13 protein-coding genes and 2 pseudogenes are annotated in these 19,500 nt (G+C 71.2%); 3 read left to right on the top strand and 12 right to left on the bottom strand.

Annotated features, from left to right (window positions below; genetic code table 11):
* Positions 1–42: 42 nt before the first annotated feature.
* Positions 43–1,086, bottom strand: a pseudogene (locus OGH68_RS27845) (extracellular solute-binding protein); the annotation flags it as partial.
* 162 nt (positions 1,087–1,248) lie between these two features.
* Between OGH68_RS27845 and OGH68_RS27840 the strand changes: the two are divergent.
* Both OGH68_RS27840 and OGH68_RS27835 read left to right on the top strand, forming a co-directional pair.
* Positions 1,249–2,970 (top strand): sensor histidine kinase, encoded by a 1,722-nt coding sequence (locus OGH68_RS27840; RefSeq protein ID WP_264247764.1) that lies wholly within the window; start codon positions 1,249–1,251, stop codon positions 2,968–2,970.
* Positions 2,967–3,647 (top strand): response regulator, encoded by a 681-nt coding sequence (locus tag OGH68_RS27835; protein WP_264247763.1) that lies wholly within the window; start codon positions 2,967–2,969, stop codon positions 3,645–3,647. The genes OGH68_RS27840 and OGH68_RS27835 overlap by 4 nt, the downstream gene beginning before the upstream one ends.
* A gap of 138 nt (positions 3,648–3,785) precedes the next feature.
* Here the strand turns inward: OGH68_RS27835 and OGH68_RS27830 are convergent, their stop codons facing one another.
* The 5 genes from OGH68_RS27830 to OGH68_RS27810 form a co-directional block, all read right to left on the bottom strand.
* On the bottom strand, positions 3,786–5,387 hold the full coding sequence (locus OGH68_RS27830) for a cation acetate symporter (protein ID WP_264247762.1): 1,602 nt from the start codon (positions 5,385–5,387) through the stop codon (positions 3,786–3,788).
* On the bottom strand, positions 5,384–5,863 hold the full coding sequence (locus OGH68_RS27825) for a DUF485 domain-containing protein (protein WP_264247761.1): 480 nt from the start codon (positions 5,861–5,863) through the stop codon (positions 5,384–5,386). Before OGH68_RS27825 ends, OGH68_RS27830 begins: the two co-directional genes overlap by 4 nt.
* 98 nt (positions 5,864–5,961) lie before the next feature.
* Complete coding sequence (locus OGH68_RS27820; RefSeq protein ID WP_264247760.1) at positions 5,962–6,636, bottom strand: response regulator; 675 nt, start codon at positions 6,634–6,636, stop codon at positions 5,962–5,964.
* Positions 6,633–7,793: a sensor histidine kinase gene (locus OGH68_RS27815; protein ID WP_264247758.1), complete on the bottom strand. Its 1,161-nt coding sequence runs from the start codon at positions 7,791–7,793 to the stop codon at positions 6,633–6,635. The genes OGH68_RS27820 and OGH68_RS27815 overlap by 4 nt, the downstream gene beginning before the upstream one ends.
* A 136-nt stretch (positions 7,794–7,929) precedes the next feature.
* Positions 7,930–10,047 carry a DNA gyrase/topoisomerase IV subunit B gene (locus tag OGH68_RS27810; RefSeq protein WP_264247757.1) on the bottom strand — a complete coding sequence of 706 codons (2,118 nt, stop codon included), beginning with the start codon at positions 10,045–10,047 and terminating at the stop codon, positions 7,930–7,932.
* Positions 10,048–10,479: 432 nt separating this feature from the next.
* Here OGH68_RS27810 and OGH68_RS27805 point away from each other — a divergent pair, with 432 nt between their 5' ends.
* Entirely contained in the window at positions 10,480–10,710 is a 231-nt protein-coding gene (locus tag OGH68_RS27805) for a hypothetical protein (RefSeq protein WP_100109587.1), read from the top strand.
* Positions 10,711–10,876: 166 nt separating this feature from the next.
* On the opposite strand, the gene OGH68_RS27800 is transcribed toward OGH68_RS27805, so the two are convergent.
* The 6 genes and pseudogenes from OGH68_RS27800 to OGH68_RS27775 form a co-directional block, all read right to left on the bottom strand.
* Entirely contained in the window at positions 10,877–11,710 is an 834-nt protein-coding gene (locus OGH68_RS27800) for a serine protease (protein ID WP_264247756.1), read from the bottom strand.
* A gap of 157 nt (positions 11,711–11,867) precedes the next feature.
* A complete protein-coding gene (locus OGH68_RS27795; RefSeq protein WP_264247755.1) occupies positions 11,868–13,424 on the bottom strand; it encodes an RNA polymerase sigma factor in 1,557 nt (518 codons plus the stop codon).
* Positions 13,425–13,784: 360 nt separating this feature from the next.
* Positions 13,785–14,672 carry a FadR/GntR family transcriptional regulator gene (locus OGH68_RS27790; protein WP_264247754.1) on the bottom strand — a complete coding sequence of 296 codons (888 nt, stop codon included), beginning with the start codon at positions 14,670–14,672 and terminating at the stop codon, positions 13,785–13,787.
* 160 nt (positions 14,673–14,832) lie between these two features.
* Positions 14,833–16,800: pseudogene (locus OGH68_RS27785) on the bottom strand (ATP-binding cassette domain-containing protein).
* Between the two features lie 146 nt (positions 16,801–16,946).
* Positions 16,947–17,711 carry an NUDIX hydrolase gene (locus OGH68_RS27780; protein WP_264247752.1) on the bottom strand — a complete coding sequence of 255 codons (765 nt, stop codon included), beginning with the start codon at positions 17,709–17,711 and terminating at the stop codon, positions 16,947–16,949.
* Between the two features lie 404 nt (positions 17,712–18,115).
* Complete coding sequence (locus OGH68_RS27775) at positions 18,116–19,465, bottom strand: DUF4192 domain-containing protein (protein WP_264247750.1); 1,350 nt, start codon at positions 19,463–19,465, stop codon at positions 18,116–18,118.
* Positions 19,466–19,500 lie beyond the last annotated feature (35 nt).

Here is a 19,500-nt window from a genome sequence, read left to right as displayed (position 1 = left end):
GCGGTCGGGGCCGGGCCGGGTGTTCGCGGCCCGGTCGGGCTGCTACTGGTTGGCCAGGATCTGGTTGACCTGCTGCTCGGCGGTGGCGAGCAGCTTGTCCACATCCGCGTCCTCGTTGGTGAGGACCCCGGACATCACGTTGTCCAGGACCTTGTAGATCTCCTGGGCCTTGGGCGGCTCGGCCTTGCCCTTTACCGGGTTGTCCATGAAGGTCTGGAAGTTCTCGACCGGCATGGTGGCGTTGGCGGCGCGGTTCGCGTCGTCCTTCTTCCTGGAGCCGCCCAGCCAGAAGTTGGGCTGCGGCAGACCGACGGGCAGCTTGTCGGCCTTGGTGCGCGCCCAGTCGAACTGCCCCTTGCCGACGGTCAGGTTCTTGAAGTTCAGCCAGGCGACCGCTGCCTTGATCTTGTCGGGCGAGATGCCCTTCTTGATCATGTAGCTGTTGCCGCCGAAGAGGGTGGCCTTCCCGCCGGGGATCGGGCCGAGGCCGAAGTTCTCGTACTCGGCCCCGAGCTGCTGGACCATGTACGCGATGTCGTCCGGCGCGGCGAGGAACAAGCCCAGCTTGTCGGAGGCGATCTGCTTCTGCAGGTCGCCCCACTTGAGCAGCTGGGTCTTGCCCATGCTGTCGTCCTCCCAGCGCATGGCGTGGAGGTTGCGGACGACCTGACGTCCCAGGTCGTCGTTGAAGGCGGCCTTCCTGCCGCTCGCGTCGACGATGTCGCCGCCGAGGCTGTACATCTGCGCCCTGAAGTGCCAGCCGCCGGTGTTGGCGGCGCTGTATTCACCGAAGCCGGCGACACCGTTGCCGAGGGCCGCGATCTTCTTGGCCGCGGACCGGACCTCGTCCCAGGTGGTGGGCGGGGTGTCAGGGTCGAGCCCGGCCTGCTCGAAGAGCCTCCGGTGGATGAGCAGGCCCATGGTGTAGTTGCTCGTCGGCAGGCCGTACAGCTTGCCCTCGTGCTTGAGCGAGCCGAGCACGTCCGGGTCTATGTCACCGAGCGCCGGCACGGTCTGCTCGTTGACGTACGGGGTGATGTCGGCGGCGCCGTCGTTGTCGAGGACCTGCTGGAGGTCGGTGAAGTACGGCGCCGCACCGACGGCGCTCGCGGACCCTTGCACCAGCGGCTTTCACCCGTACTGTCGGGAAAATGGAAGTGCACCGAAAGTCCGCCGCAAACAACGCAAACAATTTGCGTCGGCCCTACATTTCCGGAATGGGAGCTGCTCCCCTTACCGTTCGTACACATGAGTCCCGCACCGACCGCCCCCGCCCGGCGACGGCGGTTCGGCTGGCCGCAGCGGGTGTTCTCCCAGGTCCTGCTGATGCAGCTGGCGATCGTCACCGGGGTCACCGCACTGGTCACCGGCCTGTTCCTCGCCCCCCTCAGCGCCCAGCTCGACGACCAGGCGATGCGCCGCGCGCTCGCCATCGCGGAGACCACCGCGTCGCCGGAGCTCGCCGAGGAACTGGCCGGCTCCCGGCCGACCCCCGACGGACCGGTGCAGGCCGAGGCCGAGCGGATCAGGCAGGCAACGGGGGCCGAGTACATCGTGGTCATGGACGGCCGCGGCGTGCGCTGGTCCCACACCTCCCCCGAGCGGATCGGCCGCATCGTCTCCACCGACCCGAGCGAGGCGCTGGCCGGCCGGGACGTGATGGAGATCGACAGCGGCACGCTCGGCCGCTCCGCCCGCGGCAAGGTGCCGTTGCGTGACACGGACGGGACGATCGTCGGCGCCGTGTCCGTCGGTATCGAGTACGACAGCGTGCGGGCCAGGCTGCTTGCGGCGATCCCCGGGCTGCTCGCCTATGCCGGGGGCGCACTGGCCGTCGGGGCGCTCGCCGCGTATCTCATCTCCCGCAGACTCCAGCGGCAGACCCATGATCTGGCCTTCTCCGACATCTCCGCACTGCTCGCCGAGCGCGAGGCGATGCTGCACGGCATCAGGGAGGGCGTGGTGGCCCTGGATGCGGCAGGGCGTATCCGGCTGCTGAACGACGAGGCGCAGCGGCTGCTCGGCGTGGGCCCCGAGGCCATCGGCCGGCCACTGGACGAGGTGCTGGGCGAAGGGCGCACCAGCGACGTGCTGGCGGGCCGGGTGAGCGGGGACGATCTGCTGACCGTACGGGGCAGCCGGGTGCTGGTCGCCAACCGGATGCCGACCGACGACGGCGGCGCCGTCGCCACGCTCCGTGACCGGACGGAACTCGAGCAGCTGGGCCGTGAGCTGGACTCCACCCGGGGCCTGATCGACGCGCTGCGCGCACAGGACCACGAGCACGCCAACCGCCTGCACACCCTGCTGGGCCTGCTGGAGCTGGAGATGCACCAGGAGGCGGTGGAGTTCGTCACCGAAGTGGTCGGGGTGCACCGGACGACCGCCGAGCAGGTCACGGAGCGGGTCCACGACCCGCTGCTCGCCGCCCTGCTGGTCGGCAAGGCGACGGTGGCGGCGGAGCGCGGGGTCTCGCTGGGCGTCGCTCCCGGGACCCTGCTGCCCGACCGGCTGGTGGATCCGCGCGGGCTGGTCACGGTGGTCGGCAACCTCGTCGACAACGCGCTGGACGCGGCAGCGGGCACACCGGACCCGGAGGTCGAGGTCGAGCTGCGTGCGGAGGGACGCACGGTGGTTCTGCGGGTCTCGGACAGCGGGCCCGGAGTCCCGGACGAGCAGCGTGAGCTGATCTTCACGGAGGGGTGGAGCACCAAGGAGCTGCCGGCCCACGGCAAACGCGGCTTGGGGCTGCCCCTGGTGCGCCGGTTCGCGGAGCGGCAGGGCGGCAGTGCGGCGGTCCGCACCTCGGTGGCCGGCGGCGCCGAGTTCAGCGTCGTACTGCCCGACGCCCTGACGGAGGACGGTCCGGTCGGGACGGTCGGCGCACCGGCAGCGGGGCCAGAGGCAGGAGCCGCCGCCGGGACCGGGGCGGTGGCGGGCGACCCACAAGAGATTCGGCAGGCACGATGATCGACGTACTGGTGGTGGACGACGACATCCGGGTCGCGGAGATCAACGCCGCCTATGTCGCCAAGGTCGAGGGCTTCCGCGTCGTGGCACGGGCTCATTCGGCGGCCGAGGCGCTCGCCCGGATCGCCGAGGTGCCCGTCGATCTGATCCTGCTCGACCATTACCTGCCGGACGAGAACGGGCTGGCGGTCGTCCGCGAGCTCCGCGTCCTCGGCCACCAGACGGACGTGATCATGGTGACGGCGGCCAGGGACGTGGCCACGGTCCAGGCGGCGATGCGCCACGGCGCCCTGCAGTACCTCGTCAAGCCGTTCAACTTCGCCGGGCTGCGCGCCAAACTGGAGGCGTACGCGGCGCTGCGGCGGGCGCTGGACAGCGGTGGCGAGGCCGAGCAGGCGGAGGTCGACCGGATCTTCGGCACCCTGTCGGCCGGTGTGGTCGCCCCGGAACTGCCGAAGGGACACTCCCCGACCACCGCCGAGTTGGTGCGGCAGGTGCTGCTCGCCGCCGACGGCCCGCTGTCGGCGCAGGAGATCGCGGACCGGGCGGGGGTGAGCCGGCAGACCGCGCAGCGCTATCTGAAGCTCCTCGAGCGGACGAGCAGGGTGCGGCTGACACTCCGGTACGGCGAGACGGGCCGCCCGGAGCACCGCTACGTGTGGGTGTCGAGCGTCTGACATCGCGGGGTGCTCGGGGCCACCTGACGGCCCGGGGCGGGAGCCTGTCAGCCGCCCCTGACACGCCGCCTGCCGCCGCTCTGGCCCCTGGCCGAGCGGCGGCCGCCCGTTCGCTCGCCACGGTCCGGTCCGGTCCGGTCAGGCGGCGCCGGCGCCGGTCAGCGCCCGTACCTCTGTCTCGGCGTGCTTGGCCGGGTCCGGCGGCTCCGAGGAGACGACCGTGCCGATCCAGCCGGCCAGGAAGCCGAGCGGGATGGAGACGAGCCCCGGGTTCTCCAGCGGAAAGACATGGAAGTCCACCCCGGGGAACAGCGACCGGTCGCCTCCGGAGACGACCGGTGACAGGACCACCAGCAGCACAGCGGGCACCAGCCCCCCGTAGACGGACCAGACGGCGCCGCGCGTGGTGAAGTTCCGCCAGAACAGCGAGTAGAGCAGGACCGGAAGGTTGGCGGAGGCGGCGACGGCGAAGGCGAGGCCGACCAGGAAGGCGACGTTCAGGTCCCGTGCCAGCAGCCCGAGGGCGATCGCGACCGCGCCGATGCCGACCGCGGCGACGCGGGCGACGGCGACCTCGCTGTACGGGCGTCGCCCGGCGGCGCGCCGGCTCCGCAGCATCGCGTACAGATCGTGGGCGACGGACGCGGAGGACGCGAGGGTGATGCCCGCGACGACGGCGAGGATCGTCGCGAACGCCACGGCCGCCACGACCGCGAACAGCACGGTGCCCCCGGTGGAGCCGGCGCCTCCGCCCAGGTCGAGGGCGAGCAGCGGCACGGCGGTGTTGCCCGCTGCGTTGGACGCCCGGACCTCCGCCGTGCCGACCACGGCGGCCGCTCCGAAACCGAGCACGATCGTCATCAGATAGAAGCCGCCGATGAGCCCGATGGACCAGACGACCGAGCGGCGGGCGGCCCGGGCGGTCGGCACGGTGTAGAAGCGCGACAGGATGTGCGGCAGTCCTGCCGTACCGAGGACGAGCGCCACGCCGAGGCTGATGAAGTCCAGACGGGAGGTCCAGTCCCCGCCGTATCTCAGGCCGGGGGCGAGGAAGTCCATGCCGTGACCGCTGCGCGCGGCGGCGGTACGGAGCAGTTGGTCGAAGTCGCCGTGGAAACGCAGCAGTACAAGCACGGTCATCGCGATCGCGCCGGTCATCAGCAGCACGGCTTTCACGATCTGGATCCAGGTGGTGGCCCTCATCCCGCCCAGCGACACATAGATCACCATCAGTGCGCCGACGCCGACGACGGTCCACGAGCGCGCGGCCTCGCTCGTCCCGCCGAGCAGCAGCGCGACCAGGCTGCCGGCTCCCACCATCTGCGCCACCAGGTAGAGCACGGAGACGGTGACGGACGAGGTCCCTGCCGCGATACGGACGGGGCGTTCCCTCATCCGTGCGGCGACGACGTCGGCGAGGGTGAACCGGCCGCAGTTGCGGACCAGTTCGGCGACGAGCAGGAGCACGACCAGCCAGGCGACCAGGAAGCCGACGGAGTAGAGCATTCCGTCGTAGCCGTAGAGCGCGATGAGACCGGAGATGCCGAGGAAGGAGGCAGCGGACATGTAGTCCCCGGCGATGGCGAATCCGTTCTCCATCGGGGAGAACAGCCGCCCGCCCGCGTAGAACTCCTCGGCGGAACCTCGTCTGTTGCGGCTCACCCAGGTGGTGATGGCGAGCGTGACCGCGATGAACACGCTGAACAGCAGCAGCGCAAGCGCCTGGTGGTCTCCCGTCAACGCCCGACTCCTCTGGTCATCTCCTGGGTGTCCCAGCGCAGATCCAGCGCCGCCCGGTCCCGGCGCAGCCTGGCGTGGCGGGCGTACGCCCAGGTCAGCAGAAACGTGGTGAGGAACTGGGCGAGCCCGGCGACCATCGCCACGTTGACCGCCCCGGCAACCGGCCTGGCCATCAGCCCCGGCGCCGTCGTCGCCGCCACGACATACGCCAGATACCAGAGGAGGAAGGCGGCACAGGCGGGGACGACGAACCGGCGGTAGCGGGCGCGCATCTCCTGGAAGGCCTCGCTGCGCTGCACCTCGAGATAGACGTCGGCGGCGTTCGGCCCGGCCGTGTGGCCCTCCCCCGGGGCGGGCGGGCCGCCGGGAGCGGGGGCCCCGATGCCGTCCCGGTCGCTCCAGCCGGAGGCCAGGGCGTCGCACCACGGGTCGTCGAGCCGCACCGGGGCGACGTCCCGGTCTTCCTGCTTCTCCACGATCGACTCTCCTTGCCGCCGCGAACCGTTTCGGCCGCCTGCCCAAGGATGGACAGAGTGGGAAGATCCCGGACTCTTCTCTTGAGGTCTTCACCCCATTAGGTGATGTCCGGCCCAGGAGGCTGCGCGAGCCCTTCCCGATAGGCGTACCGGACGGCCTGAGCCCGGTCGTGGAGACCGGCCTTGGCGAACAGGTTGTTGATGTGGGTCTTCACCGTGGCCGTGGAAATGCCGAGCCGCCGCGCGATGTCGGCGTTGCTCAGCCCCTCGGCGATCAGCGTGAGCACCTCGCCCTCCCGCACGGTCAGCCCGTCGGGCAGCCGGGGGCCGGACGGCGCGGGCGCCGCCGTGACCTGTTCGAGGAGCCGGCGCTGGACCACCGGGGACAGCCCGGCGCGCCCGGCGACGACCTCCTGGATCGCGCGGACGATTTCGTCCCCGTCGGCGTCCTTGGTGAGGTAGCCCCGTGCCCCCGCCCTCAGCGCGGGGAAGAGCGAGTCGTCGTCCGCGTAGGTGGTGAGCACGACGACCTGCGTGGCGGGGTGCTCATCGCGGATCCGGCGGGTCGCCTCCACCCCGTCGACCCGGGGCATCCGCAGATCCATCAGGACGACGTCGGGGGCGAGTTCGGCGACGAGGGCGACCGCCTCCGCCCCGTCCCTGGCGGAGCCGACGACCTCGATGCCGGGCAGCAGTCCCAGCAGCATCACGATGCCCTCGCGCACCACCGCCTGGTCGTCGGCGACGACGACCCGGGCCACCTCCCCGGTCACGCCGGCACCCGCAGCCGCACCACGAACCCCTCCCCCTCCGGTCCCGCCTCGAGCGTGCCACCGAGCAGATCGGCGCGCTCCCGCATCCCGAGCAGACCGTACCCGGCGCCGGACGCCGTGAGGTCGCCGGCCTTTCCCGGAGCCCCGAAGTCCCGGACTTCCAAAAAGACTTCGTCGGCGCGATAGGCGATCAGCAGCCGTACCTCGGCCCCCGGCGCGTGCTTGCGCACATTGGTCAGAGCTTCCTGTGCCACCCGCCGCACGGTCTGTGACGCCTCGGGCGGCAGCTGCCTCCGTACACCGGAGACCTCGGTCCGTGCGCCGTCGTTCGCGGCCAGTTCGCGCAGATAGTCCTCGACGGCTGCCATCTCGCCGCGCAGCGCCGACAGCGCTTGCCGTGTCTCGGCGAGCCCTTCGCGGGCCATGCCGCGCGCGGCCACCACGCGCTCCAGGATCTGGTCCCGGAAGGCTCCTTCCGGTCCCCGCTCGATCTGCAGCCTGGCCGCCTCCAGATGCACCAACTGCGCGGACAGGCTGTGCGCGAGCACATCGTGGATCTCACGGGCGATACGGGCCCGTTCGGCGAGAGCCGCCGAGAGCGCCTCGGCCTCGCGGGCGGCCCGTTCCTGGGCCAGCAGCCGGAAGCCGGCCCCACGGGCCTCCGCGTCCAGGCGCAGCGCATAGCCGCCGAGCGAGACGGTCGCCAGGGTGACGACCGCTCCCCAGTCGCTGTCGTCGATCAGCGCGAACCCCGGCATCATGACCGCGACCACCGCCAGGGCGACCGCGAGCGGCAGCCGCTCCATGGACATGACGCAGGCACCGATCCACAGCACCACCGCCGCGACGTACGCCTCGGCGAGACAGGCTCCCCAGCCGACGGCCGCGAAGACGGCGATCAGCGCCAGCGACGGCACCAAGCGGTGGGCGAGGGTGGTCAGGTGGTACCGGATCCCTGCGGCAGCGCAGGCGCCGAGGGCCGCCGGCGGCAGCACGGCGCCCCAGCCGTGGAAGACGTCCGAGGAGTAGGCGCTGACGACGGCCCAGGTGGACAGGGCGGCGAGCAGCGCGATGTCGAGTGCCGTCCGGGCGCGTGGGACGCCGATATGGGAGAGCGCCTCCCGGGTGGGCCACCGAGCCCACTTGCCACCGCGCACGTCCGCCTCCTCGGTCCCGGCCGATGCTACGGAGGACGGCGGCGCCATGGATCGGACCAGGGGTGGAGTCGTGTTCTCCACCCCCGGGTGGGCGGGACCCGGCCGCCCTCACCGGTCACGGCGTGGCGGCCCGGCCTCAGGCGTCGATGCGCGAGCGGTCGAGAGTGGCCGCCGAGCTGGTGATGAACTCCTTGCGGGGCGCGACCTCGTTGCCCATGAGCAGGTCGAAGATCTGCTCCGCGGCCTCCAGGTCTCCGATGTTGATCCGGCGCAGCGTGCGGTGGCGCGGGTCCATCGTGGTCTCGGCCAGCTGGTCGGCGTCCATCTCTCCGAGGCCCTTGTAGCGCTGGATCGAGTCCTTGAAACGGACGCCCTTGCGCTGGAACTCCAGCAGGGTCTGCCGCAGTTCGCTGTCCGAGTACGTGTAGACGTACTTGTCCTGGCCCTTCTTGGGCTGGATCAGCTCGATCCGGTGCAGCGGCGGCACGGCCGCGAACACCCGCCCGGCCTCCACCATGGGCCGCATGTAGCGCTGGAAGAGCGTGAGCAGCAGGACCCGGATGTGGGCGCCGTCGACATCGGCGTCGACCAGCAGGACGATCTTCCCGTACCGGGCGGCGTCGATGTCGAACGTCCGGCCCGAGCCGGCTCCTATGACCTGAATGATCGCGCCGCACTCGGCGTTCTTCAGCATGTCGGAGACGGACGCCTTCTGGACGTTGAGGATCTTGCCGCGGATCGGCAGCAACGCCTGGAACTCGCTGTTGCGCGCCAGCTTGGCCGTGCCGAGCGCCGAGTCCCCCTCGACGATGAACAGCTCGCTGCGCTCCACGTCGTCGCTGCGGCAGTCGGCGAGCTTGGCGGGCAGCGAGGAGGACTCCAGGGCCGTCTTCCTGCGCTGGGCCTCCTTGTGCTGACGGGCGGCGATGCGGGTGCGGGCGGCCGCGGCGGCCTTCTCCAGCACCGCGCGGGCCTGGGCCTTGGCGTCCCGCTTGGTGGACGTCAGGAAGGCCTTGAGCTCCTTGGCGACGACGGCCGCGACGATCCTGTTGGCCGCGGAGGTGCCCAGGACCTCCTTCGTCTGGCCTTCGAACTGCGGCTCGGCCAGTCGGACGGTGACGACGGCGGTGAGGCCCTCCAGGGCGTCGTCCTTGACGATGTCGTCCTCGGCGACGCGCAGCATCTTGGCGGAGCGCAGCACCTCGTTCATGGTCTTCGTCACCGAGCGTTCGAAGCCGGTCACATGGGTGCCGCCCTTGGGGGTGGCGATGATGTTGACGAACGACCTGAGCGTGGTGTCGTACCCGGTGCCCCAGCGCAGCGCGATGTCGACGCCGAGCTCACGGGTGACCTCGGTCGGGGTCATGTGGCCGCGGTCGTCGAGGACGGGGACGGTCTCCTTGAACGTGCCCTGGCCACTGAGCCGCACCACGTCGCAGACGGCCTTGTCCTGGGCCAGGTACTCGCAGAATTCGCTGATGCCGCCGTCGAAGCGGAACGTCTCCTCGCTCTTGCCCTCGCCCTCGAGGTCGCGCTCGTCCCGCACGACGATGGTGAGCCCGGGCACCAGGAAGGCGGTCTGGCGGGCGCGCTGGTGCAGATGGTCCAGGGAGAGCTTGGCGTCCTTGAGGAAGATCTGGCGGTCCGCCCAGTACCGCACGCGGGTGCCGGTACGGGCCTTCGGCACGCGCTTGATCTTGCGCAGCCCGTTGGCGGGGTCGAACGGGGCGTCGGGGCCCGACTCGGTGAAGATCCCGGGGACGCCGCGGCGGAAGCTGATGGCGTGCGTGGAGCTGCTGCGGTCGACCTCGACGTCGAGCCGGGCCGACAGCGCGTTCACCACGGAGGCGCCGACACCGTGCAGACCGCCGGACGCGGCGTACGAGCCGCCGCCGAACTTGCCGCCGGCGTGGAGCTTGGTCATGACGACCTCCACGCCGGAGAGGCCGGTCTTCGGCTCGACGTCGACGGGGATGCCGCGGCCGTTGTCACGGACCTCGACGGAGCCGTCGTCGTGGAGGACGACCTCGATGTGGTCGCAGTACCCGCCGAGGGCCTCGTCGACCGAGTTGTCGATGATCTCCCAGAGGCAGTGCATCAGGCCCCGGCTGTCGGTGGACCCGATGTACATGCCGGGGCGCTTGCGAACCGCCTCGAGCCCCTCAAGTACGAGCAGGTGCCGCGCGGTGTAGTTGGAACCGTCACGGTCTGCGGTCAGCAGCGCACTGGACGGCACGGACGTCTCGGCGGTCACGCGGTTCGCTCCTCGCTGAATTTGGAAAGTGGCCTGTGGGGGTAAAGGCCCGGCGTCTGTCACCGGTCAGAGCGTACAGAGGCCTGGTAGAGCCGTTGTCACGCCACCCACATGAAAACTCATGCTAGTCCAGAGTCGCAAAGGTGTTCGATCCCTCGATGGGGTGACGTGCACATCACGTTCCCTTCCAGGCATGAACCATTTAGGCTCCGGGCACGTCCTCATGAACAACCGGCAACCAGCCGGGAGGGCCAAACGAGACAAGCAACGCGAAATCCGTAGAGCGAAGCAATACGGCTCATTCGCCGCCAACCGGCAGCAGACAGCCACCTCGGGAAAAAGTTTCGAGGAAAAGCCACGAGCGGGAACGTTTTCAGGCTGGTTGGATGTTGACCCTGGTACGACAGCTCGTCGAGCTAGAGAAGAGGCGACGTGACTACTGTTCTGACCCCCGCGAGCCCGCTGACGGCCGCTGACCGCTGCGACCGCTGCGGCGCCCAGGCGTACCTGCGCGTCGTACTGATCAGCGGTGGTGAACTGCTCTTCTGTGCCCACCACGGGCGCAAGTTCGAGCCGGAACTCAAGAAGATCGCCGCGGAAATACAGGATGAGACGGACCGCCTGACGGCCGTGCCGGCCGGCGCCGGTGAAGAGGACCACTGACGCCTCACATCCCGACGAGCCAAAGGGCCGGTCCAGGATCGGCCGACGGGCGGCTCCCCCGGATACCGGGGGAAGCCGCCCGCTCGCGTTTCATCACCGTCCCCGGTCGCCGGGCCCCGTCACCATCCCCGGGCACCATCCCGGGCGTCGCGACCGGTGCGACCGGTCAGCTGGCCGCACCCGCCAAGGGCGGAGCGACCGCGGAGACCCTCGTGTAGACCCCCGGCCCGTCGGGCCTGCCGCAGCCGCTGCCCCAGGACACGAGGCCGATGAGCCTTCCCCCGGCGATCAGCGGGCCGCCGCTGTCACCCTGGCACGCGTCGTGCCCGCCCTGCGGATCCCCGGCGCACAGCATCGTGGACCGCTGGTACCTGCTGGTCCGCCCACCGGGATACGCACTGGCGCACGTCCCGTCCGGCAGGACGGACACGCGCGCAGCCCGCAGGGACGAGGCGTAACTGCCGTCACCCCGCGTGTCGCCCCAGCCGTAGACCGTGGCGGCCGTGCCCACCTCGTAAGCCGGGTCTCCCTCGGAGGCCACCGGGAGCACATGATCCGCCGGCAGGGCCTCGGCCAGGGTCAGCAGCGCCATGTCGGCACTGTTGGTCACGGGGTCGTACTTCGGCGTGATCCACGTCTTCCGTACCGGGACCTCCTGCCCACCGTCTCCCGCCAGCTCGGACCGGCCCGCGATGATCTGCAGATCGCGCACGGACGCGGCGTCCTTGCCCAGAACGGCGGTACTGAGGCAGTGGGCGGCCGTCATGACCGTGGTCGGCGCCACCACCACGCCCCCACAGAACTGCCCGCCGCGCGTTGGGCCGAACCGGTCAGGGCTAGCCAGTGCGACCACCCATGGGCTCTCCTCGGCACGCACCTCGTACCCGCCGATGACCACGCTGTCCGCGGCTGCGGGAAACGGTGCCGCCAGTGGTGTCACGACCGCTGCTGCGATCAGGGCCGGCACCCCGGCCAGGGCTCGGGCAGTGGGCCGACGCATATGGTCTCCTGACTCTGCGTGAATCGGGTCAAACCCAGAGTCAGCCAGTCGGCGGCTCCGCGCACCCCCGGGGCACGCCGAAGGGCCCGGCTCCCCAGGGGAATCCGGGCCCTTCACCGCCGTCCGTCCGGCCGACGCCCGCTCGAACGGGTGCGGACTAGTCGAGGTAGTCGCGCAGAACCTGCGAACGCGACGGGTGGCGCAGCTTGGACATCGTCTTGGACTCGATCTGACGGATGCGCTCACGCGTCACGCCGTAGACCTTGCCGATCTCGTCCAGGGTCTTCGGCTGACCGTCGGTGAGCCCGAAGCGCATGGAGACCACGCCCGCCTCACGCTCGGACAGGGTGTCGAGCACCGAGTGGAGCTGCTCCTGAAGGAGGGTGAAGCTCACGGCGTCGGCCGGGACGACCGCCTCGGAGTCCTCGATCAGGTCACCGAACTCGCTGTCACCATCCTCGCCCAGCGGGGTGTGCAGCGAAATGGGCTCGCGACCGTACTTCTGGACCTCGATGACCTTCTCCGGGGTCATGTCGAGCTCCTTGGCCAGCTCCTCCGGAGTGGGCTCGCGGCCCAGGTCCTGGAGCATCTGGCGCTGGACACGCGCGAGCTTGTTGATGACCTCGACCATGTGCACCGGGATACGGATGGTGCGGGCCTGGTCGGCCATGGCGCGGGTGATCGCCTGACGGATCCACCAGGTGGCGTACGTGGAGAACTTGTAGCCCTTGGTGTAGTCGAACTTCTCGACCGCGCGGATCAGACCGAGGTTGCCCTCCTGGATCAGGTCCAGGAAGAGCATGCCGCGGCCGGTGTAGCGCTTGGCCAGCGAGACGACCAGTCGGAGGTTGGCCTCCAGCAGGTGGTTCTTGGCGCGGCGGCCGTCCTCGGCGATGATCTCCAGCTCGCGCTTGAGCTTCGGCGCCAGCTTGTCGGAGTTCGCCAGCTTGTCCTCGGCGAACAGGCCGGCCTCGATCCGCTTGGCGAGCTCGACCTCCTGCTCGGCGTTGAGCAGCGGGACCTTGCCGATCTGCTTCAGGTAGTCCTTGACCGGGTCGGCGGTGGCGCCCGCGACGGCGACCTGCTGCGCGGGCGCGTCGTCCTCGTCGTCGTCGGAGAGGACGAAGCCCTTGCTCTCGCCCTCGGGCTCCTCGTCGTCGCCCTTGGCGCCGGGCTGGGCCTCGTCGAGCAGTTCCTCGGCCTCGGTGGCCTCGTCGGTGTCCTTCTTGGCGGCGGTCTTCTTGGCCGTCGTCTTCTTGGCGGCGGTCTTCTTCGCCGCCGTCTTCTTGGCCGTCGTCTTCTTGGCCGCCGCCTTCTTGGCGGGTGCGGTCTCCGAGGACTCGTCGGCCGGGACCTCGACGGTCTCGGCCGCCGGGGCCGTGGTGGCCGCAACGGTCTTCGCCGTGGCGGTCTTGGCCGCGACGGTCTTGGTGGCGGTGCGCTTGGCCGGGCTCTTCGCTGCGACGCTCTTGCGGGCGCGCTTCGGCGACTCCGCTGCACTGACCATCAGCGTCACACCCTCTTCCTCGAGGATCTGGTTGAGGCTGCGCAGAACATTCTTCCACTGGGTTGGCGGAATCTGGTCAGCCTCGAAGGCCCGACGCACGTCATCGCCGGCGATCTGCCCATCAGCCTTTCCCCGCTCGATGAGCGCCATCACAGACTCGGACTCGGCGATCTCCGGCGGGAGCGTACGGGATGTGCTGGCCGACACGAACAACCTCTCGGAACGATGGAAACGGCTTCCGGCCCCGCCCATGATCGGGCCGAAGCCGACGACCACCGGGCTGCGGATGTGCCGGTGGCGCGGGCGGAAACCAAGGAGCTGTCACAGTGCCGCGTACGGCTGCTGTATTCCCTCCTCGGCTGTCACCTCTTAGGTCATCGCGCAGTTTCGAGGAGTGTTACGCCCAATCCACGTGGCCCCAGTCACACCCCAAAAGCCGCTGAGCGCCCAGAACGGGATGTTTGCCGCACAGCGTGTCGCCGGATCCACTCGGAATCCGGCGACACATCACTCGGAAGCCGGCGCCACGCGGCCCGGACGCCCCGCTGTCCCCGACCGCGGCCGCAGTCAGTGCTCACGCGGCGCGGGAACGACTCGCTCCACTTCCGGGTGAACCGTGAGCAGCTGGCGCATCGCCGATTCGGCGGCCTGTCCGTCGCCGGCGGCGAGGGCGTCGGCGATACGGGCGTGATGCGACAGCGACGCCTCGGTGGGCCGGTCACAGCCGGCGGCCGGGCCGCCGGACACCTGGAGCGCAGCCGAAACGATTCCCGACAGGTGCTCCAGCATGCGGTTGCCGGCAAGCTGGATGAGCAGGGAGTGGAATTCGGCGTCGGCGCGCGAGAACGTGAGCGCGTCACCCTGGGCCAGGGAGTGGCCCATGATCTCGACCATGTCACCAAGACGCTGCTGGACGTCCTCACGGCCGTGGCCGGCGGCGAGCCGGGCGGCCAGCGGCTCGATCGTCCAGCGCAGCTCACCCAGCTCCCGGCGCTGGTCCTCGCGCTGCGGACCGAAGGCGCGCCACTCGATGATGTCGGGGTCGAGGAGGTTCCAGTCACTGACGGGCCGGACGCGGGTGCCGACATTGGGCCGGGCGCTGACCAGCCCCTTGGCCTCAAGGACCCGGAGCGACTCCCGCACGACGGTGCGGGAGACCTCGAAGCGCTGGCCGATCTCCTCGGGTACGAGCGGGCGGTCCGCCCCGAGATCGCCGGAGACGATCATCTGGCCGAGCTGCTGGACGAGTTGGCCGTGCAGGCCGCGGCCGCGGCTGCCCGCCGTGCGGCGGCCGACCCGGCCCAAGTCCGCGTCGGAGCCGTCCCACGAGGGAGGGCCGACACGGTCGGCCACGGGCTGGCCGCCGTAGCCGTATCGGTCGAGTTCGCCCGGGCCGGCGAGGCCGTTCTCGGTGGGACGGGCGGCGGTCATCATGGTGTGCGCAAGGGTACTCACGCATCCTTTGTCGGCTCCGCTTCCGTGCCCCTTGAGGTCTTTGGTGAAAAGCACACGAAAGGGTGATCGGCGCTCACCCTGCAATTGACGACTTTTCGCAAGGAAACGGGCATTTCCCAAGACGTTGTGGGCAGTTCACGAACAGCCGGTCACCTCTCGGTCACCAAGAGGCTCTGCGGCGAAGACCGGTGACCGCGTACGCACAGATCAGCGCCGTCAGCGACAGCAGGATCGCCGCCCCCACGGGCTGCGCGAGCAGCCGCCCCGCGGCGATCACCCAGCGGTCCGCCTGCTGCGGGAACTCGACCCAGGCCACTTCACGCAGCCTGCCGGGGAGTCCGGCGATCGAGCGGGTCGCCGGTACGACGATCACCTTGTGCGCGAGCGGCGCCACCAGAACCGGCGCGGCGAGCACCGCGGCCACTCCCGCCGCCGTGACCCTGAAGACCCCGGCAGCCAGCAGGCCGGACCAGGCGCAGCCGACACAGAGACCACCCCAACCGGCGGCCGCCCCGGGCCAATTGCGGGGCGCCGACACCAAGTCCGGCACGTACACGAGACGCAGGGCCTGGATGTCGAGGGTCACCACGAGACCCGCGAGGGCCAGAGCGGCCACCGCGGTCACGCCGAGCTTGGCCAGCAGCAGCCCCAGCCGGCGCGGCACCGCGCCCCGTGCGGCGGCGAGAGCGGGATAGCGGAACTCCTCGCCGAAGGCGAGCGCCCCGATGAGGCCGGCACCGAACGCCGCCGGAGGCAACGGCAGGTAGCCGGGCCACGCGACGACGGCCCGGGGATGCAAGGCGCCTTCCGACCGGGCCAGCAGCACGCACAGGGCGAGGGAGGCGGCAAGGGAGGCGAGGGCGATCAGGGGAGCGGTGCGTACGCCGAGGAGGCGGCGGACCTCGTAGCGCACGGGCCATCGCGGACTGCGCACCGGGCGCGCGGGCTTCGGGAGGCGGGTCTTGGGCGGGTGGGACCTCGGGAGGTAGGGCTCGGGGAGCTGGGGCCTCGGGAGGGCGCCGGGGGCGGGCGCTTGCGCGGTGGGGGGCGGGCGGGCGCATGTCGGGGGCGACGGGCGCGGGCGTCGGGGCGGTAGGGGCAGTGGGGGGCTGGTGCGCTGGGGCTTGGACCGGGTCGGGGACGGGACGCGGCCCCGTGGCTGGGGGCGGGGCTGGGTCCGGCTCCGTGGCTGGAGCCGGGTCCGGGCAGGGGGCGGGGCAGGGGGCGGGGGCAGGGCAGGGGGCGGCGGCAGGGTCTGAGTCACCGACTTCGTCCGTGAGGCGGTGGACGAGCACTCCGTGCCGGAAGGCCGCCTCACCGACCTCGGCGGCGCAACTGCTGCCGAAGACCGCGAGACCACCACCGCTGTCGGCAACCACCTCCACCGACCGCCGCGCGGCACGGGCCTCGCACGCGAGGACGGCCGCGAGCCGGGCGGCGTGCGGGGTACGGACGGCGACACGGGGCCGGAGCCGTGTCCGCGAGAAGTCGGCGGCCTCCTGGTCGGCCACGAGGCGGCCCTCGTGGAGCGTGACGACGCGATCGGCGTGCCGGACGGCCTCCTTGGGGTCGCTGAGCGTGCACAGGACCGTTCCGCCATCGGCTGCGTGCGCCCGCAGCAGCGCGAACAGCCAGCTCCTGTCGCGCGGCGAGAGCCCGCGGGCGGGATCGTCGAGGACCAGTGCCTGCGGGTCTCCCAGCAGGGCGGACGCCAGCCCGAGCCTGCGGTCCATGCCGAGCGAGAGCCTGCCCAGCTGCTCCTGGGCGAGAGCGCCGAGATCCACCACGTCGAGCAGCTCGTCGGCGCGGGAGGCAGGGACGCCGACGGCTGCGCTCAGCATCCGGAGTTGACTGCGGGCCGTCCTGGCGGGGTGCCCCGGCACGTCACCGAGCAGGACGCCCACCTCGCATGCGGGGTTGGCGACGCGATGAAGCGGGTTGCCACGGAAGTACGTGACCCCCGGCCGGCCTCGAGCCCGAGGATGAGCCGCAGCGCCGTCGTCTTCCCCGCGCCGGAAGAGCCGAGCAGCACGGTGACCCGGCCCAGCCGGGCCTCGAAGGTGAGATCGTCGACGGCGGGCGGATGCTCCCGGCGGCGGGTACTGGTCAGTCCGACGGCCTGGAGCAACGCTTCTCTCGCCTCTCTCGCGGAAGGTGAGACCGCTCAGCGGCAGCACGCGTATCGCAGCAAGATAACGCGACATTTTGGATTTTTTGCGCATCAGTGGAGCCCCGGGTGTCAGGACACGACCGACGGGCCGGCGCCTACGGGAATCAGACTTCGGGGCGCAGCATCGGCGGGTTCAGCACCGTGGCACCGCCGGCCCGGAAGAGCTGCGCAGGGCGGCCGCCCTGCCGGGTGGTCGTGCCTCCGGCCGGCACCAGGAAGCCGGGCGTGCCGGTCACCTTGCGGTGGAAGTTACGGGGGTCCAGGGCGACGCCCCACACCGCTTCGTACACCCGCCGCAGCTCCCCCACGGTGAACTCCGGCGGGCAGAACGCGGTGGCCAGCGAGGAGTACTCGATCTTGGACCGGGCCCGTTCCACGCCGTCCGCCAGGATCAGCGCGTGGTCGAAGGCCAGTGGCGCCTGCTGTTCGTCCTCGCGTGCGTAGCCACTGTCACGGTCGAGGAGCTCCTCGACCGGCGCCCACCGAGCACTGTTGGCGTCGCCGCCCGCGCGAGGCGCCGGCAGGTCGGGGGCGAGGACGAGGTGCGCGACGCTCACCACTCGCATGCGGGGATCACGCTTGGGGTCTCCGTAGGTGGCGAGCTGCTCCAGGTGGGCGCCGTTGGCCGCCCCCGGGGAAGCCGGGTCGTGCGCGCACAGGCCCGTCTCCTCGGACAGTTCGCGTGCCGCTGCCGCTGCCAGGTCCTCGTCGCCCCTGACGAAGCCGCCGGGCAACGCCCACCTGCCCTGGAACGGCGGCTCACCGCGGCGCACGACCAGAGCGCAGAGCGCGTGCCGGCGCACGGTGAGCACGACCAGATCGACGGTGACGGCAAAGGGCGGAAAGGCCGACGGGTCGTAGGGCGACATGCCGCGATCATAGTCGTCTGCCTGACGATAAACACACCCTTCGCCACCTGCACGGCTGGTTTCCTCACTCGGTCGTGGTCACCCGCCGCGGTCGGCCCACGTCCCCAACTGGGGCCGTCTGCCGGCGGTATCGCGGCGGAGCCGCTCGGCGCCCATCCGCTCCGGCCCGGCGGGTGCTCGGAGGGGAGCTGCGGCCGGCCGACGTCCTGCGCCGGCTCTACGGTGTGCGGCTCTTCGCCGTTCGCCGAGCCGGGCGAAGCAGCGCGACCTCGTTCGACAGGTCGATGCCGGTCCTCGGACCGAGCCCGCTCGACCTCGTCGGGGCCCGGCCGGCTGATACGCACCGCACGCAGCCGGCCGGCCGGCTGCGGCGGCCCCAAAGCCGGAGCGCACCCCCACGGCCGTCACCGCCCCCTTCGGGTGCCGCGCCGGCCGGCACGCGTGCGGGCCCGGGCGGTCGCCGTGCCGCTGCGTGGCCGGGCGGGTGCGGGACGGCGGCTCCGCGCCCGGGGCCCCTGCAGCTCCGGCTTGGCGGCGGACCTCCCGAGGAGCCTGGTGCGACGCCGCCGGGTCCGCGTGCGGGCGTCCGCGGAAGGCGATGCGGAAGGCGGTGCGGAAGGTGGCGTCGGCGGCTGAGCATCGCGTGCCTGTCGCAAACAGTGGCGCACCGTCTCCGGATCCAACCCTTCGTTGCACGCCTGGTGCAACAGGCGTGCGAACACATACTCGGGATCGGCCTTGAGCGCGAGCCCCAGAGCGACCCGAGCGCCGGGTTCGTCGCCCAGGGACCACGACACCCACCCCGCGAGCGTGAGGGGCGCCGCGGCGTGCTCCGTGTACGGGGGCACGCATCGCCGTGACAGGACCCGCCAGACACGCAGTGCCGGAGCCGCTTCCGCGCCCTCCATCCACTGCGCCGCCCGGTCCCTTGTCTCCCGGTCCTGCAGACCCAGGATCACCGCCGCGGCCTCGTCCGCGGCGACGAGCCGGTCGTCCGCCACGTCGGCGCCGGGGTCGTCGTCGGCGCGAGGGGTATCCGCCATGCGTTCCAGCAGACGGCGGGCGAGCGTCACCGTCTCGTCGGCGACCTGCTGCCGTCCCTGGGCGTCGAGGATCCTGGAGGTGACCGCGGCACCTGCCGTATCGAGTGCTCGCACCTGGTCCTGAGCTTCGGGGGACGTCGACGGCGCGAACCGCTGCTCCATGTCGCGGAGACTGCCGCGCACCGTGATTCCCGCGTAGGCCGCCGCGGCGGCCATCACCGACGTGCCGGGCAGTGCGAGGGGCGTGCCGTCGGGCGGACAGCAGCGGGCGTCGGGACAGCAGTAGCTCCAGAGACGGCCGTCCGAGATGCACAGCGCTTCGTACACCGGCACCTCGAGGGTGCCGCAGGCGGTGCGCAGTCGTTGTGCCAGCGGGCGCAGCCGCTCCATGACCTGCTGTCCGCTCTCGCCCTCTGCAGGGTCCTGGCAGAGGAAGGCCACGATGCCGTCGGGTCCGGCCCCTCGGCGCCGGCAGCCCTGGATCAGGCATTCGGCGAGTTGCGCGGCGACGGGGGCCCATTCATGCGGCGAGCGTGGGATGCCGAGCCGGAGTCGTCCGCCGAAGCGTCCGTTGCTGCCGTGCAGGGCGACGAGGACGATGGAATCGGTCGGGTGGAACCCCATCATGTACGGGAGGGCGTCGGCGAGTTCGGCGGGGCCGCGCAGGGTGATCTGCTGGTCGGAACCGGTGAGGTCGTGGTGCTTGTTCATGCGACGACGGTCCCGCGAAGATCCGAACGCCGCGA

The organism is Streptomyces peucetius (genome assembly GCF_025854275.1).
Lineage (GTDB): Bacteria > Actinomycetota > Actinomycetes > Streptomycetales > Streptomycetaceae > Streptomyces > Streptomyces peucetius_A.
Note: the sequence above shows the minus strand (reverse complement) of the source record. Positions and strands in the feature narration are given on the sequence as shown.